The 16,512-nt window shown below is 48.0% G+C and carries 8 protein-coding genes; all 8 read left to right on the forward strand.

Annotation, left to right across the window (positions count from 1 at the left end; translation table 11 throughout):
- From KHS38_RS10870 to KHS38_RS10905, 8 genes are read left to right on the forward strand one after another with little or no spacing between them, the layout of a single operon-like run.
- On the forward strand, positions 1-1,422 hold the full coding sequence (locus KHS38_RS10870) for an alpha/beta hydrolase family protein (protein ID WP_213488577.1): 1,422 nt from the start codon (positions 1-3) through the stop codon (positions 1,420-1,422).
- Positions 1,423-1,433: 11 nt separating this feature from the next.
- The gene (locus tag KHS38_RS10875; protein WP_213488578.1) at positions 1,434-2,366 is read left to right on the forward strand and encodes a sugar phosphate isomerase/epimerase family protein; all 933 of its coding nucleotides are present in this window, start codon (positions 1,434-1,436) and stop codon (positions 2,364-2,366) included.
- Between the two features lie 15 nt (positions 2,367-2,381).
- On the forward strand, positions 2,382-4,940 hold the full coding sequence (locus KHS38_RS10880; RefSeq protein ID WP_213488579.1) for an L-rhamnose mutarotase: 2,559 nt from the start codon (positions 2,382-2,384) through the stop codon (positions 4,938-4,940).
- Between the two features lie 26 nt (positions 4,941-4,966).
- On the forward strand, positions 4,967-6,049 hold the full coding sequence (locus tag KHS38_RS10885) for a Gfo/Idh/MocA family protein (RefSeq protein ID WP_213488580.1): 1,083 nt from the start codon (positions 4,967-4,969) through the stop codon (positions 6,047-6,049).
- An 8-nt stretch (positions 6,050-6,057) separates the two neighbouring features.
- Entirely contained in the window at positions 6,058-7,647 is a 1,590-nt protein-coding gene (locus KHS38_RS10890; RefSeq protein WP_213488581.1) for a sodium:solute symporter family transporter, read from the forward strand.
- A 3-nt stretch (positions 7,648-7,650) separates the two neighbouring features.
- Positions 7,651-9,843, forward strand: coding sequence for an alpha-L-rhamnosidase-related protein (locus KHS38_RS10895; RefSeq protein WP_213488582.1), 2,193 nt, complete (start codon positions 7,651-7,653; stop codon positions 9,841-9,843).
- A 42-nt stretch (positions 9,844-9,885) separates the two neighbouring features.
- Positions 9,886-13,149, forward strand: coding sequence for a glycoside hydrolase family 2 TIM barrel-domain containing protein (locus KHS38_RS10900; protein WP_249665368.1), 3,264 nt, complete (start codon positions 9,886-9,888; stop codon positions 13,147-13,149).
- 3 nt (positions 13,150-13,152) lie between these two features.
- Entirely contained in the window at positions 13,153-16,512 is a 3,360-nt protein-coding gene (locus tag KHS38_RS10905) for a glycosyl hydrolase (RefSeq protein ID WP_213488584.1), read from the forward strand.

Here is a 16,512-nt window from a genome sequence, read left to right on the forward strand (position 1 = left end):
ATGCGGTTCAAAAAAATAAGTTCAACATTATTAGGCTTGTTGTTAAGCGGAGTTGCTTTGGCCCAGTACAATGATTCGGATCATGAATACAAAAAGCCCCTGAAACAAGTGCTTACCGAGATTCAGGATCGTTTCCATGTGCGGGTTAAGTACTCGGAAGACATGGTGAAAGACCGCTGGGTGCCTTATGCCGACTGGCGTTACAAGCCCACGGCCGCTAAAACGCTGGCTGCGGTTTTGGCGCCGTTGGATATGAAGGTGAACGAGGAAGGCCCCAATGCATTTAAGCTTAAGTATTTTGAATATTCGCGCATTACACCCGAAGAGGGCCGAGAAAAACTGGCCTACCTGGCATCGCAGTATCATGACTTGGCAGGGTGGGAAAAGCGTAAGGCCGAATTGAAGCCTTGTATGTATGAGGCGTTGAAGTTATCGCCTATGCCTGCCAAACCTGCTTCTAAACCGATTATCACCAATAAACGGGTGATGGATGGTTACACTATTGAAAACATTGCAATTGAAACCCTGCCGGGGCTGTATATATGCGGATCGCTGTATCAGCCCTTAAAAGCAAAAGGAAAGATACCCGTTGTGCTATGCCCCGACGGGCACTTTGGCGACGGCCGTTATCGTGCCGATGAGCAGTACCGTTGCGCCACGCTGGCTCGCATGGGGGCAATGGCCATCAGCTATGATCTGTTTGCCTGGGGGGAGTCGTTGCTGCAATTTAAAGATGAAGACCATCGGCGCAGTTTGGCCATGACCATACAGGCGCTGAATAGCTTCCGTATTCTCGACTACTTATTGACCTTGAAAAATGCCGATTCTAAACGGGTAGCTATAACCGGTGCCTCCGGCGGTGGCAGCCATACCATGCTGATGACGGCATTGGATGATCGCATCAAAGTAAGCGTACCGGTGGTGATGCTGTCCAGCTATTTTTCGGGCGGCTGCCCTTGTGAAAGCGGTATGCCGGTACACCTTTGCGGCGGTGGTACCAATAATGATGAACTGGCCGCCATGGCTGCACCCAGGCCGCAACTGGTTATATCAGATGGTAAAGACTGGTCGGCCAATGTACCGGATACTGATTTGCCTTACCTGAAAAATATATATGGTTATTATGGCAAAACAGAATTAGTGCAAAACGCCCATTTTCCGACCGAAGGGCACGACTACGGCAAGTCCAAGCGGATGGCGATGTATGATTTCATGGCTCAACACCTGAACTTAAACATCAATACGGTGAAAGGTACAGATGGCAAGGTGGATGAATCCAAAGTGACTATTGAAAAGTATCCGGCTATGTATGTGTTTGGCGAAAAAGGTGAGCGTTTACCATCCAACGCCATTCATGGCTTCGAGCAATTGGAGAAAATATTTGCCGCAGCTGCCCAAAACAACACAGCATCAACCCATTAATTAACCGGCTTATGAAAACTGTCAAAACCTCATCAAATATCAACTACACGCGCCGCAAGTTTTTAGGTAGTAGTGCTATACTAACCGGCGGTTTGCTTTTAGCAAAGCAGCAAAGCTGGGCTGCTGCATTTACTGAATTAGCTAAAGGCCAGCAGTATAAAGTAGCGGTGGTAGATTTGATGATTTTGAAACGGCAAAAGTTAGGGGCATTTCAATTAACCAAAGATATTGGCGCCGATGGTGTTGAAGTAGATATGGGCGGCTTAGGTAACCGCGTTACGTTCGATAACCAGCTGGCGCAGCCCGAAATTAGGCAGCAGTTTTTGGACAAAGCAAAAGAACTGAACCTGGAGATCTGCTCATTGGCCATGACGGGCTTCTTTGCCCAGTCGTTTGCCAAGCGTGATGGAGTTGACCGTATGGTGCAGGATTGCATTGATACCATGAAAGCCATGAACGTAAAAGTGGCCTTTTTGCCTTTAGGCGTAAACAGCGACTTGACCAAGAATCCCGAACTGTGTCCTGCCGTTGTGGAGCGATTAAAACTGATTGGACCAAAGGCAGAAGCTGCGGACGTAATCATCGGTATCGAAACATCTTTAAGTGCAACCGACGAAGCAAAGCTGTTGAATGAAGTTGGCTCGCCGGCTATACAAAGCTATTTCAACTTTGCGAACGCCTGGGATAATGGCCGCGATATATGCGAAGAGTTGAAGATACTTGGCAAAAAACGAATCTGCCAGATACATTGTACCAATACCGACGGGGTTTGGTTGCAAAACGACCCTAAAGTAGATTTGAAGAAAATAAAAAAGACGCTCGATAAAATGAAATGGAGCGGTTGGCTGGTGATCGGGCGCTCGCGCGATGCCAAGGACCCGCGTAATGTGAAGTGGAATTTTGGCGCTAATGCGGCTTATTTGAAATCAATCTTTCAATCCTGAATGCTATAGCCGCTTATGACCAAAATTACGTTGAAGATAGTATGGATATTACTGGCTGTGTGCCTGAGCGTGCGTGTACAGGCTGCCAACATCTGGGTGTCGCCGTTCGGGGCAGACAGTAATCCTGGTACAAAGGCCAGCCCAAAAGCTACCCTGGCTGCAGCCTTGCGCCAGGCACGCGAGTTGCGCCGGCTTAATGATGCATCGGTGCAGGGCGGTATCCATATTATTTTAATAGGAGGCGAATATCAGCTTACCGAACCGGTATTTATTCGGCCCGAAGATTCTGGAACCGAAACATCGCCAACCTTTATCGAGGCCGCTCCGCAGGCGCAGCCTATTATTAGTGGCGGCGTAAATGTTACCGGGTGGAAAAAGCTGCAGACAAATGTTTCTGGCTTGCCGTTACAGGCTAAGGGCAAAATTTGGGTGACAGATATTCCGTCGTTCAACGGCATGTCATTGCAATTCAGGCAGCTTTGGGTAAATGGCCAAAAAGCTAACCGTGCACGCAAGGTTGATGATGATAACCAAATGCAGCGCATACTGGCTATAGACAAGCAAAAGCAGGAAATGTGGATTCCGGCTTCGGCCATGAAGGTGCCACAAAATGTTGGTCAGCTGGAAATGGTGATACACCAAATGTGGGCCATTGCCAACCTGCGTGTAAAAACGGTAACGCCCGAGGGCGATAAGCTGAAGCTTACCTTTCATCAACCCGAAAGCCGCATTCAGTTTGAACACCCCTGGCCGGCAGCCGTGATTGATAAAGAGCATAAAATGAACGGCAATTCCGCTTTTTATCTGGTGAATCATATTGCCTTTTTAGATAGCCATGGCGAGTGGTATGCCGATTTTAAAGCGGGCAAGTTGTACTACTGGCCAAGGCAAGGCGAAAACTTGTTAAATGCCAAAGTGGTAGTACCTGCGTTAGAAAAGCTGGTGCAGGTGGTGGGGACTGTTGATAAGCCCGTACTTAATCTGCACTTCAAAGGCATCAGCTTTCAGTATACTACCTGGATGCGGCCCTCGCAGCAAGGGCACGTGCCGCACCAGGCGGGTATGTACATGGTAGATGCTTATAAACTTAAAGTACCCGGTACGCCCGAAAAAAAGGGGCTGGAAAACCAGGCTTGGGTAGGCCGCCCGGCAGCGGCGGTTGAGTTGGCTTATACTAACCATACCGTTATTGAAGACTGCCGTTTCGAACACTTAGCCTCAACCGGGCTGGACTTCCAGCGTGGCACAGCTAATGATGTGGTGAAAGGTAATTTTTTTAAAGACATTGGTGGTACAGGCTTGTTGCTGGGCGTGTTTTCTGATGAAGCACAGGAGGTACATTTGCCTTACAACCCTTCCGACCCGCGCGAGGTATGTACAAACGAGTGCGTTGAAAATAACTTGATTACCGACGTTACCAATGAGGATTGGGACTGTGTGGGCATAGGGGCAGGCTATGTGAAAAACATCGTCATTGAACACAATGATATTTCCGAAATTTCCTACAGCGGCATTAGTCTGGGCTGGGGGTGGACCAAACTGCCCAACGCTATGTCGGGCAACAGGATAGCGGGTAATAAAATCCATCATTATGGTAAGCATTTGTATGATGTGTCCGGCATCTATACCTTATCAGCACAGCCAAATTCCATTATCACCGAAAACTATGTAGATAGCTTGTATAAGGCACCTTATGCACATGATGTGCATCACTGGTTTTACTTGTATTGCGATGAAGGGTCATCCGGGTTTACGGTGAAGGATAACTGGTGCCCGGCCGATAAATTCCTACAAAATGCCAATGGACCCAATAACACCTGGATCAATAACGGCCCACAGGTAGCCCCGGCAATAAAACAGCGCGCCGGCTTGCAGCCCGAATATCGCCACCTGTTGAATTATCAATCTATTAAACCTTCGCATGCAGCTATAAACCATGTAAGCTTTGATGTTACTGCTGATAAACCGCAGGTGATAGAGTTAGTGGATACCCTTGGCCAGGCGCTTGATGCCGATAAAGTAAAGGCTATTTGCATGCGTAATGGCATCCCTGTATCGTCTGTTTACAAGTGGCAAAACCGGCTGGTGATTTTTGGTTATATCCCAACACCGGATCATATTCAAAAGGTGCTGAAAGAGGCTTATCCAACCACACAGATAAAAGGTTACAATAAGCCATTCTACACCTTCAGCAATCAAATGCATTGTGCCGGTAAAGCACCTGCTGTGGAATGGGATAACATTATCCTTACTGCTAACCTTGTTTCCAACCCTGGGTTGCAGCAGGAGTATTTAAACTATCATCAAACCCAGTTTCAAAAATGGCCCGAAGTAGCGCAGGGATTTTGTAATGCTGACTTTCAGCAACTGCTGGTTTACCGGCAAGGCCGCCAGCTGATGCTGGTCATCAGCATACCCAAAGGCAGCAACCTGGACGAATTGAACCCCAAAACTACCTTGAACAACCCGCGCGTGGTGGAGTGGAACAACATCATGAAAAATTATCAGGAAGGCGTGCCGGGTACCAAGCCGGGCGAGGTGTGGGTGTTCTTTAAACCGCTGCCTGTTAACTAAAACAACCCCAACAAACCGAATATATTATGCTCAGATTAGGAATTTTAGGATTAGGAGAAGGCCGCAGTACCATGTCGGCAGCCTTGCAAAGCCCCAAATGGGAGCTTAAAATGGTGTGCGACCGTAATATCGACCTATGTAAGCAGCGTGCCAAGGAATTCGATTTTCATCAGTACACGACCGAGTACCAGGACATGCTGAATAATGCCGAGATTGATGCAATTGCCATTTACACGCCCGACCATCTGCACGCCGGGCATGTGAAAGAGGCGTTGCAGGCGGGTAAGCATGTGGTATGTACCAAACCCTTTATTGATGATTTGAGCAAAGCACAGGAGCTAATTGAGCTATCTGAAAGCACCGGCAAAAAAGTATTTATAGGCCAAAGCTCCCGTTTTTTTGAACCCATGAAACGCCAGCGTAAAGATTACGAGGCGGGTTTAATTGGCGAACTGATCACTATCGAAGCGTACTACCACGCTGATCATCGCTGGTTTCTGGATAAACCCTGGTCGTTACAACAGGCGTTTAAATGGCTGTATGGCGGGTTAAGCCACCCCACCGATTTTATACGCTGGTACATGCCCGATATTGAAGAGGTGATGGGCTACGGCATGCTGAGCGCCAACGGTGCTAAAGGCGGTTTGAAGAATGCAGATACCATGCACTTCATATTTAAGGCTAAAGACGGACGTATTGCCCGCGTAAGCGGCGCCTACACCGGACCAGTACAGCCCGTGACGCGCGATAGTGAAATGAGCTGTATATTGCGGGGTACCGAAGGCTGTAGTCAGGGCGATTACATGGACCTGCGCTACGCCATAACAACCAATACCGGAGAAGAGCAAATCATCACCTGGGAGCATAAACTGAAACATTATTTCCGTTTTGAGGGCAAAAGCCACCACGCCGGCGAGTACCAGAATTATCTGGAGTACTTTGCCGATTGCTTGGAAAGTGGGCAGACTGCTTACCCTAACGTAAAAGAGGGGGTAGGCACAATTGCTTTATTACAGGCCATGGACCGCTCACTGCAAACCGGCGCTCCGGTAAAGGTTGACGATATTTTGAGTGAATATAACTTAACCCGCGAGGCGCTGAAAGCCTGACCGAATTAATGGGAAACATTGTAGAACGACTTACCACTTTAGACTACGCAATTGTAGCTGCTTACCTGGCCATACTCATTTTTATTGGCTACCGGGCAAGCTTTGCCAGCCGTAAAAAGCCCGACGAAAGCTTGTTCTTAGCCAGTAAAAGCCTGGGCTGGGCCAGTATCGGTTTCAATATGTGGGGTACCAATGTGGGGCCATCGATGCTGCTGGCATTTGCCAGCATAGGGTACAGCACAGGTATTGTGGCCGTTAACTTCGATTGGTATGCCTTTGTTTTTTTGATGCTGCTGGCGCTGGTATTTGCACCACGTTACCTGGCATCGGGCGTTACTACCATGCCCGAGTTTATGGGTAAGCGTTATGGCAGTTCTACACAAAACATACTGGCCTGGTATGCACTCATCAAAATTCTTATTTCCTGGTTATCGCTGGGCTTGTTTGCCGGCGGCTTTTTGGTACGGCAAATACTGGGTATACCTATGTGGCAATCTGTCATAGCGCTGGTATCATTTGCCGGGTTGTTCACCTTTGCCGGCGGCCTGAAAGCTATTGCCAGGGTGAACGTTTTCCAGATGATTTTGCTTATTGGCGTATCGCTTACCTTAACCATCTTAGGTATAAACAAAGCAGGTGGCTTATCTGAGCTATATCACCGTGCGCCTGCCGGATACTGGAATTTAATTCATCCGGCCAGCGATGTAAAGTACCCCTGGTATGCGATACTGCTGGGCTACCCGGTATCGGCCATCGCGTTTTTCTGTACTGACCAGGCTATGGTACAGTCGGTATTGGGCGCAAAAAACCTGGAGCAGGGGCAATTGGGTGTCAACTTTATTGGCTGGCTAAAAATCCTGTCGCTGCCCTTGTTTATTCTTACCGGTATACTTTGCTACATCCTGTTCCCTAATCTGAAAGACCCTGCCGAAGCGTACATGACAATGGTTACCAATTTGTTTCCGCCAGGTATGAACGGTTTGGTTATCGTAGTACTTATTGCTGTGCTGGTGGGTACCATCGGCTCATCACTCAATTCGCTGAGCACCGTATTTACCATGGATGTATATGTAAAGAAAATTAACCCCGCGGCTACTAATCAGGATATTATCCGCACAGGCCGTTTAACGGTAGCTGCCGGTTGTGTGTTTGCCGTTATCATGGCGTTGGCTATTGATAGTATTAAAGGGCTGAACTTGTTTGATGTATTTCAGTCGGTATTAGGGTTTATTGCACCGCCTTTAGCTGTTGTTTTTTTGCTGACCGTGTTTTGGAAAAGAACCACCCGCAAAGCGGTGAATACGATATTGTCTGCCGGGTCTGCGTTTAGTTTACTTACGGGCGTTGTTTATCTGTGGGTTTTGCCGCCCGATAAATATCATTTCTGGCCGCACTATCTCATGCTATCATTCTTGATTTTTTCTTTCCTGATGATTGTTGCCGCATTAATATCGGTGTTTGATCCATCACCCGAAATATACCAGCCGCAGGTGGATGAGGTGCAACATTTTGCTAAACCCACAGCACTCGTAAAATTAGCTTGGACGCTATTAACGGTGGTTATGATTGGCCTTTATATCTTTTTTAGCAGACATTGATTTATGACTGTGAAGCTACCTATATCATTAAAAAAATATTTAATTGCCTTGGTTACACTGTGGCTGGCCTTTGGTGCTGATGTGGCACAGGCCCAAAGCAAAGCCACCTGGATATGGTACCCAGGCGATTATGAGATATGGCTGAGCAACAAAATGCAAAACCGCCGTACCGAACGCGGCTCATTCTTTCCGCCATTCTGGAAGCTGGACAGCCATTATGTGCTCATTGATTTTCATAAAGATTTTGAATTGGCAGCGCCCGAAGAGGCGGAGATAGCGGTTGAGGGACAGTATAACTTAAAGCTGGATGGTAAGGCTATATCCGGTTATCCAAAACAAATAACTTTACCGGCAGGTAAGCACCGCATTAGTTTAAAGGTATACAACCAGGGCAGTGTACCGGCCGTATTTGTTAAGAGTGCGCATTTGGTATCTGATACCTCCTGGCGGGTAACCTTCGAGGATAAAGAGTGGATTGATGCCTCGGGTAAAACATCCGATATATCGGCCACGCAGTATTTGTCGGCCGGTGCCTGGAACTTTAACGAGGCATCGGCGCAGCCATCCACCTTTCGCCTGCCTACGGTGGCGCAACAAGCGGTTAGCCAGGATAAGCAAAAGCATTTCATTTTGGTAGATTTTGGTAAGGAAACGTTCGGTTACATTAAGCTGCAAGGCGTTAAGGGTAAAGGTAGAGTTACGCTTTACTACGGCGAATCGAAAGAAGAAGCGCTGGATACCCAAGGCGGCGAACTGCTGGATAGGATAGATGTTGACCAGCCACAAATCGGTGATATTACGCTGGATGGATCACGTGCATTTCGTTATGTGAATGTGCAATATGATGACGCGGTAGACATCGACAAAGTATCGATGCTGTATGAGTATGCACCTGTTCAGCAACGTGGCAGTTTTAGCTGTTCCGATGATCAAATCAATAAGATATGGCAGGTATCAGCTTATACCATGCAGCTCAACACCCGCGAATTTTTTATAGATGGTATTAAGCGCGATCGCTGGGTATGGTCGGGTGATGCTTACCAGAGTTACCTGATGAATTACTATCTGTATTTTGATTCGCCAACGGTAACCCGCACGCTGGCGGCATTACGTGGCAAAGATCCGGTTACGAGTCACGTGAATACCATTATGGATTATACCTTTTACTGGTTTATCGGTATTTACGATTATTACCAGTATACCGGCGATAAAACTTTCATCCAGCAGTTTTATCCGCGCATGCAAAGCTTGATGAACTACTGCCTGTCGCGCCGCAATAAAGATGGCATGATGGAAGGCCTTACCGGCGACTGGGTGTTTATTGACTGGGCTGACGGCCTGAGCAAGCAGGGCGAAGTAAGCTTTGAACAGTTGCTGTTGGCTCGTAGCCTCGAAACTATGGCTTTATGCGCCAATATTATGCACGACGGTAAAGGTGCAATACTGTATAATGCTGCTGCGAAAGATTTAAAGGCGAAGCTGTTTGCCTACTACTGGAACCCGCAAAAGCATGCATTGGTACACAGCCGCATCAATGGTAAGCCTACAGATAACGTAACCCGTTATGCCAACATGTTCTCTATCTTTTTCAACTACTTTACAAAGGTGCAGAAGCAGGATGTGAAAAAGTATGTGCTATTGAATAACAGCATCCCCAAAATTACTACCCCCTATATGCGATTCTACGAGCTGGAAGCCCTTTGTGCCATGGGTGAGCAAAATTATGTGCTGCAGCAGATGAAAGACTACTGGGGCGGCATGCTCAACTTGGGTGCTACGTCATTTTGGGAAGAGTATAATCCGGATAAAAAAGGAGCGGAGCATTATGCCATGTATGGCCGGCCGTTTGGTAAAAGCTTGTGCCATGCCTGGGGCGCCAGTCCTATTTATTTGTTAGGCAAGTATTACCTGGGCGTAAAACCAACAGCGCCGGGCTATGCGCACTATCTTATTGAACCGCAATTGGGCGGCCTGCAATGGGTGCAGGGTGCCGTGCCTACGCCAGCCGGCGATATTCAGGTATACTGCAATCGTAAACAAATTAAAGTAAATGCAGCCAATGGTATGGGTACGTTGCGCTTTAAAAGCAAAGCGAAGCCGGTATGTAAAGGTGCTACCTTCAACTTTGCTAACGGGTATTATGAAATGACAGTGCAACCGGGCAAAAACTATACGGTAAACTATAGTGCGCTGTAAAGATTGATGTTGACCAAAAACCTAATATATACTTGCACAGGCTTGTTGCTGAGCACAGGTGCGTATGCACAACTGGTAGATAAAACGCCAGCTGCAATACCTAATGCGCCCGAAGTTTACCAGGCTGAGCCTTGGGAGGATCAAACGGTAAGCGGCATTAACCGTGAGCCAGCCCGTGCAACGACTTACTCTTATAGCAGTATTAAAGATGCATTAGCTAACAACCGGGAAAAGTCCGGCCGAATGCTGTCACTCAATGGGCAATGGGATTTTCAATTTGCCGAAAAGCCTGCTGATGCGTCGAAAGATTTTTATAAGGCTAAGGTAACCAACTGGAAAAAGATACCCGTACCATCCAGTATGGAAATGCAAGGTTATGGCCTGCCTATCTATAAAAGTGCAGTTTACCCGTTTCGTCCGGTAAACCCGCCGCACGTACCGCTTGATTATAACGGTGTGGGCAGTTATCAGCGTACGTTTACGCTACCAGCCAACTGGCAGGATATGAATATTACCCTGCACTTTGGCGGCGTAAGTTCAGGTTTTAAAGTATGGCTAAACGGTAAGTTTTTGGGTTATGGCGAGGATAGCTTTTTACCTTCGGAGTTCAATATTACGCCGTATCTGCAAACCGGCGAAAACGTGTTGTCGGTTCAGGTAATTCGCTGGAGCGATGGCGCTTTTCTGGAAGATCAGGATCAGTGGCGTTTAAGCGGTATACACCGGGAGGTAATGTTGCTGGCCGAGCCTAAGCTGCGCATTGCCGATTTTCAGTGGCAGTGTAAGCTGGATAAGCAGTATAAAGATGCAGTTTTCAGCATTCGTCCGCGTATAGAAAACCTTACAGGTAAGCAGCTTTCGGGCTACCAGTTAAAAGCCCGGCTGTTTGATAAGCAAAACCGCGAGGTATTGGACCAACCTTTAACGTGCAGTGCCGAAAGTATTATCAACGAAATATATCCCAGGCTGGACAACGTTAAATTTGGCCTGCTGGAAACCATCGTTAAAAACCCGCTTAAATGGAGCGATGAATCGCCGAACTTATACACGCTTGCACTTTCACTCGAAGATAGTACCGGGCATGTGCTGGAAGTGAAAAGCTGTAAGGTGGGTTTTCGCAGCATCGAGTTTTCAAAAGTTGATAGCAAACTGCTTATCAACGGTAAGGTTACCTATCTGTATGGTATTAACCGGCCCGACCATCATCCAATAAAAGGTAAGGCCCTGTCGCGTGAAGATATTTTGAACGATGTGCGAACCATTAAGCAGTTCAACTTTAACTGCATTCGCACCAGCCATTACCCGATGGATCCCTTCCTGTATGATTTGTGCGACGAGTACGGCATTTTGGTGATTGATGAAGCTAACCTCGAAACACATGGCCTGGGTTCAAAATTAAGCAACGACCCCACCTGGAGCGCCGCCTATCTGGAGCGCAGTAACCGCATGGTGATGCGCGATAAAAATCATCCCAGCATAATTATCTGGAGCTTGGGTAACGAGGCTGGCCGCGGCCCCAATCATGCTGCCATGGCCGAGTGGATACACGATTTTGACATCACACGCCCCGTGCATTATGAACCCGCACAAGGTACCCCGCAGGCTGATGGCTACATTGATGTAACCGATGCACGCTACCTGAAACCTAACGACCACTCGCACCGTTTGCAGAACCCAATTGATCAGCCTTATGTGGATATTGTGAGCCGCATGTACCCGGCGCTGTATACGGCGCCTATGCTGGCCAATCAGCAAAACGGCGACAACCGGCCCATCTTTTTTGTGGAGTACGCACACGCCATGGGTAATTCGGTAGGCAATTTAAAAGATTTTTGGGACCAGTGGCGGACAACCAAGCGGGTAATAGGTGGCTGTATCTGGGAGTTTAAAGATCAAGGCCTGCTCAAAAGAGATTCATCAGGCACGCCGTTTTATGCCTACGGCGGTGATTATGGCGAAAAATATTTTGATGATTTTACGATTAAAGGCGTTGTCGCATCCGATGGCCGGCCTAAAGCTGCCATTTATGAGTGCAAGCATGTGTTTCAACCAGTAGCAAGTGAACTGGTGGATGCCCGCAAATGCCTCATCCGCATTCAAAACCGCCATGCTGCCGAATCATTGGGCAAGTACACTGTGATGTTGCAAGTGCGGGAGGATGGCCGGTTGATTAGCAGTAAATTGTTACCGCGCATTGATCTGCCTGCCGGGCATGATACCACCATCAGCATCAAGTCTTATCTGCCCCAGATAAAACCCGGCAGTGAATACCTGGCCGATATTCATTTTCTGCTTTCGCAGGATGAGGCATGGGCCGGTAAAGGTTTTGAAATTGCTTCGGATCAGTTTGTGCTGACGAGCTTACCGGCATTCAAAAAGGTGGATGGGAAGTTTGCGCAGGTTAATTTTCTGCAAAACCAAAACGGGGTTGAAATCAGCGGGGAGGGCTTTAAAGTCACCATCAGCAAAAATAACGGCGCTTTAAGCTCTTACATCAAAAATGGGCAGGAGCAGGTATTTGCGCCTTTCTTGCCGCACTTTACCCGTCCGCTTACTGATAATGACCGCCGGGGATGGAAATCAAATAAAAAGTTAAAGTCCTGGTATAATGCTGATCTTAGGTTGCAAAATGTTTCAGCCCGGCAGTTGGGCAGGGGGCAGGTTGCCGTAACCAGCAACTACAGCCTAGTTAATGATAGTGCCAACGTTAAAGTGGTTTATACCGTGAGCGGCAATGGTGCAATTAGGGTAGATTACAGTTTGTTGCCTAAAGCAGGCTTGCCGGATTTGCCTAAAGTAGGTATGCAGGGTGGTATCAAACGCAATTACGAGCAAGTGAGCTGGTATGGCCGTGGATTGCTTGAAAATTATATTGACCGGCAAACAGCATTTCCGGTAGGAATTTATATTCAGCACATAAATGAATTTATGGAGCCCTATGTAGTGCCACAGGAGAATGGAAATCGTACGGATGTGCGCTGGATGTTTCTGGCCGATAAATCTGCGAATGGATTACTGGTTGTTGCCGACAGCTTGCTGAGTATGAGCGCCTGGCCATACACCGAGCAAAATATAGAAAATGCCCGTCATACAAATAAGTTAAAAGATGCCGGTTATCTTACCCTAAATATTGATCTGATACAGATGGGCGTAGGTGGTAATGATAGCTGGTCGGAAGTGGCGGCACCGTTGAGCCAGTATATGATTCCGGCCAGGCCTTATCAATATAGTTTTTACCTGCTGCCTTGCAACGCCAATTCAGCGGGTATTAGCACATTGTATAAAAAGATTAAAAGTACTTTATAACGAATGAAGAAAAACATCCTTATAGTATCGGTTTACTTAAGCTGCACCCTGGCAGCTATGCAGGGCTTTGCTCAGTTTCGGGGCAAAGCTCCTGCTAAGGATGATCTTGCCCGGTTATTTAAGCATCCGCCCGAGTCGGCAAAGCCCTGGGTATTTTGGTACTGGATGCAGGCGAGTGTAAGCAAAGTGGGCATTACTGCCGATCTGGAAGCGATGAAGCAGGCCGGTTTAGGCGGTGCGTACCTGATGCCTATCAAAGGCGCGGCTAATCCGCCTTTCATCAATCCGCCCATAGTACAACTAACACCGGAGTGGTGGGATATGATACGCTATACTTTTCGCGAGGCCGACCGACTGGGGCTGAAGCTGGCCCTGCACGATTGCGACGGCTTTGCGCTGGCCGGCGGCCCCTGGATTACGCCGGAATTGTCCATGCAAAAAGTAGTTTGGACTAAAACACAGATTACAGGCGGCAAATTGTTTAATGACACTCTGCAACGGCCCGAAAACTACAAAGGATATTATAAGGACATTGCTGTGATGGCTTATCCATCGGTACAGGGAGCAGGCGTATCTACAAATACTGTCATCCCTAAAATAACAACCAGCTTGCCGGGCGTCGATGCACAATACTTGGCCGTGCCGGGTAATAAAAAGAATTTCAGTACTGCCGATTCGTGCTGGATACAACTGGCATTTGATAAGCCGTTCACCTGCCGGTCGTTGGTTATCCATACCAATTCCAGCAACTATCAGGCAGAGCGTTTGTTGCTTGAGGTGAGCGATGATGGCAAAGTTTTCCGCTCATTGGGCCGCTTAGAGCCGCCACGCCACGGTTGGCAGGATGGCGATGCGGAAATTACCCATAGCATTACACCAACCACCGCACGCTATTTCAGATTTGTATATAATAAAGAAGGCTCCGAGCCAGGCGCAGATGATTTGGATTTTGCCAAATGGAAACCCTCGCTCAAACTAACCGGCATCGAATTGTCTGCCGAACCCAGAATTCATCAATTTGAGGGTAAAAGCGGTGCCGTTTGGCGCATCAGCAAACATACCACATCACTGCAATTATGCAACGACCTGTGTATCCCACAAAATCAAATCGTTAACCTCACCGATAAGCTGGATGCACAAGGCCATTTACACTGGCAGGCACCTGCCGGTAACTGGACTATTCTGCGTATGGGGCACACCTCAACAGGGCACACCAATGCAACAGCCGGCGGCGGCATGGGATTGGAGTGCGATAAATTTAACCCCGAAGCGGCCCGTATACAATTTAAAAACTGGTTTGGCGAGGCCATTAAACAAGTTGGCCCGGATATGGCCAAACGCATACTCAAAATATTTCATGTGGATAGCTGGGAATGCGGCAGCCAAAACTGGTCGCCGGTATTCAGACAGGAGTTTCAAAAACGCCGTGGGTATGATTTGTTGCCGTACTTGCCGGTAATGGCCGGTATACCGGTTGAGAGTGCCGAGCAATCAGAAAAAGTTTTGAGCGATGTGAGGCAAACCATAGCGGAGCTACTGGTTGATAATTTTTATGGTACTATGGCTAAATTGGCTCATGAGCAGGGCTGTACCTTCAGCGGTGAAAGCGTGGCCCCAACCATGACGAGTGATGGTATGTTGCACTATAGCCAGGTTGATTTGCCCATGGGCGAATTCTGGCTGCGCAGCCCCACGCACGATAAACCGAATGATATGCTGGATGCTATATCAGGTGGCCATATTTATGGTAAAAAAATCATTGGAGCTGAATCTTTTACAGAATTACGCACCATGTGGGACGAGCACCCCGCTATGCTTAAGGCCGCGGCCGACCGCAACCTGGCCTTGGGTGTAAACCGTTTTGTATTTCACGTAAACACCCACAACCCCTGGATGGATAGGAAACCTGGTTTTACGCTGGATGGCATTGGTTTGTTTATGCAGCGTGATCAAACCTGGTGGAAACCTGGCAGGGCTTGGATTGAATACATGCAACGCTGCCAGGCCCTGTTGCAGCAAGGCCGCCCGGTGGTAGATATCGCTGTGTTTACAGGCGAGGATATACCGCGCCGGGCTGTACTACCCGATAGGCTGGTACCTGTATTGCCGGGGTTGTTCGGTAAAGAAAGGGTACAGGCCGAACAAGTGCGCCTGGCCAATGCCGGCGTTCCGTTACGTACTATGCCCATCGGCGTAACCAGCAGCGCCAACATGACGGATGCCGGGCAATGGGTTAACCCTTTACATGGGTATGCTTATGATTCTTTTAACATGGACGCATTGATGCGCTTAGCCAAGGTAAGTAATGGCCGAATTGAACTGCCGGGCGGCGCCAGCTACAAGGTGCTGGTAGTGCCCGGTGCAACGCGCATGTCGCCTAACGGTAATGTATTGTCTGCACAGGTAACGCAGCGCCTACAGGAGTTGGTTAATGCCGGGGCAACTATCGTTATAGGTAATGAGATGCAAGTAAAGCAGTCGGGTAAAGGCAGGGTGCTAAATGTGCCTTATCAACCTGCAACGTTTGATGAGGTTGGCTTAGCTCCGGATGTGATCTGTAAAGGTAGTTCAGGCACCATTGCTGAAGGCATAGCCTGGTCGCACCATACATCAGGTAGCTTTGATATCTACTTTATATCAAATCAGGCAGATAAGCAGCGTGCCGTTAATTTATCGCTACGTACCACCGGCCGTATACCCGAATTGTTTGATCCCGTTACCGGGTTAACCAGGCAGGCCAAAAGCTGGCAACAGGTAAACGGACGAACAATAGTGCCCGTACAATTATCCGAGAACGGGTCAGTTTTTATTGTGTTTAAAAGGCTTGTTCAAACTCTCAAAAACCAATCACTGCAGACAAACAATGTCCCTGCTGTACAAACGCTGTTGACGCCTAAACCGAATTGGGACGTAACCTTTGATGCTAAAATGGGCGGGCCAAAAGCCCCGGTAAAGTTCACCTCCTTGCATGATTGGAGCACCGCGACTGATTCTGCCATCAAATATTACTCGGGTACGGCTATTTACCGGCAACAGTTTAGTTGGAAAAATACAGTGAAGGGAGATGTTTGGTTAAATGTAGGCACTGTATATAACCTTGCAGAGGTATATGTAAACAACATCCCGTGTGGTGTGGCGTGGACAGCCCCTTACCGGGTCAACATTAGCAAAGCTTTAAAGCTGGGAACAAATACGATCAGGATTGAAGTGACCAATACATGGGCTAACCGCCTGATGGGAGACCATGGCTTGCCAATTGAAAAGCAGGTAACCTGGACAAATGCTCCTTATCGTTTGGATGGGAAATCACTGCTACCGGCTGGCTTAATTGGACCTGTCGTGATAGAGCAGCTCAAATGGTGA

Source organism: Mucilaginibacter sp. Bleaf8, assembly GCF_018390515.1.
Classification (GTDB): Bacteria; Bacteroidota; Bacteroidia; order Sphingobacteriales; family Sphingobacteriaceae; genus Mucilaginibacter.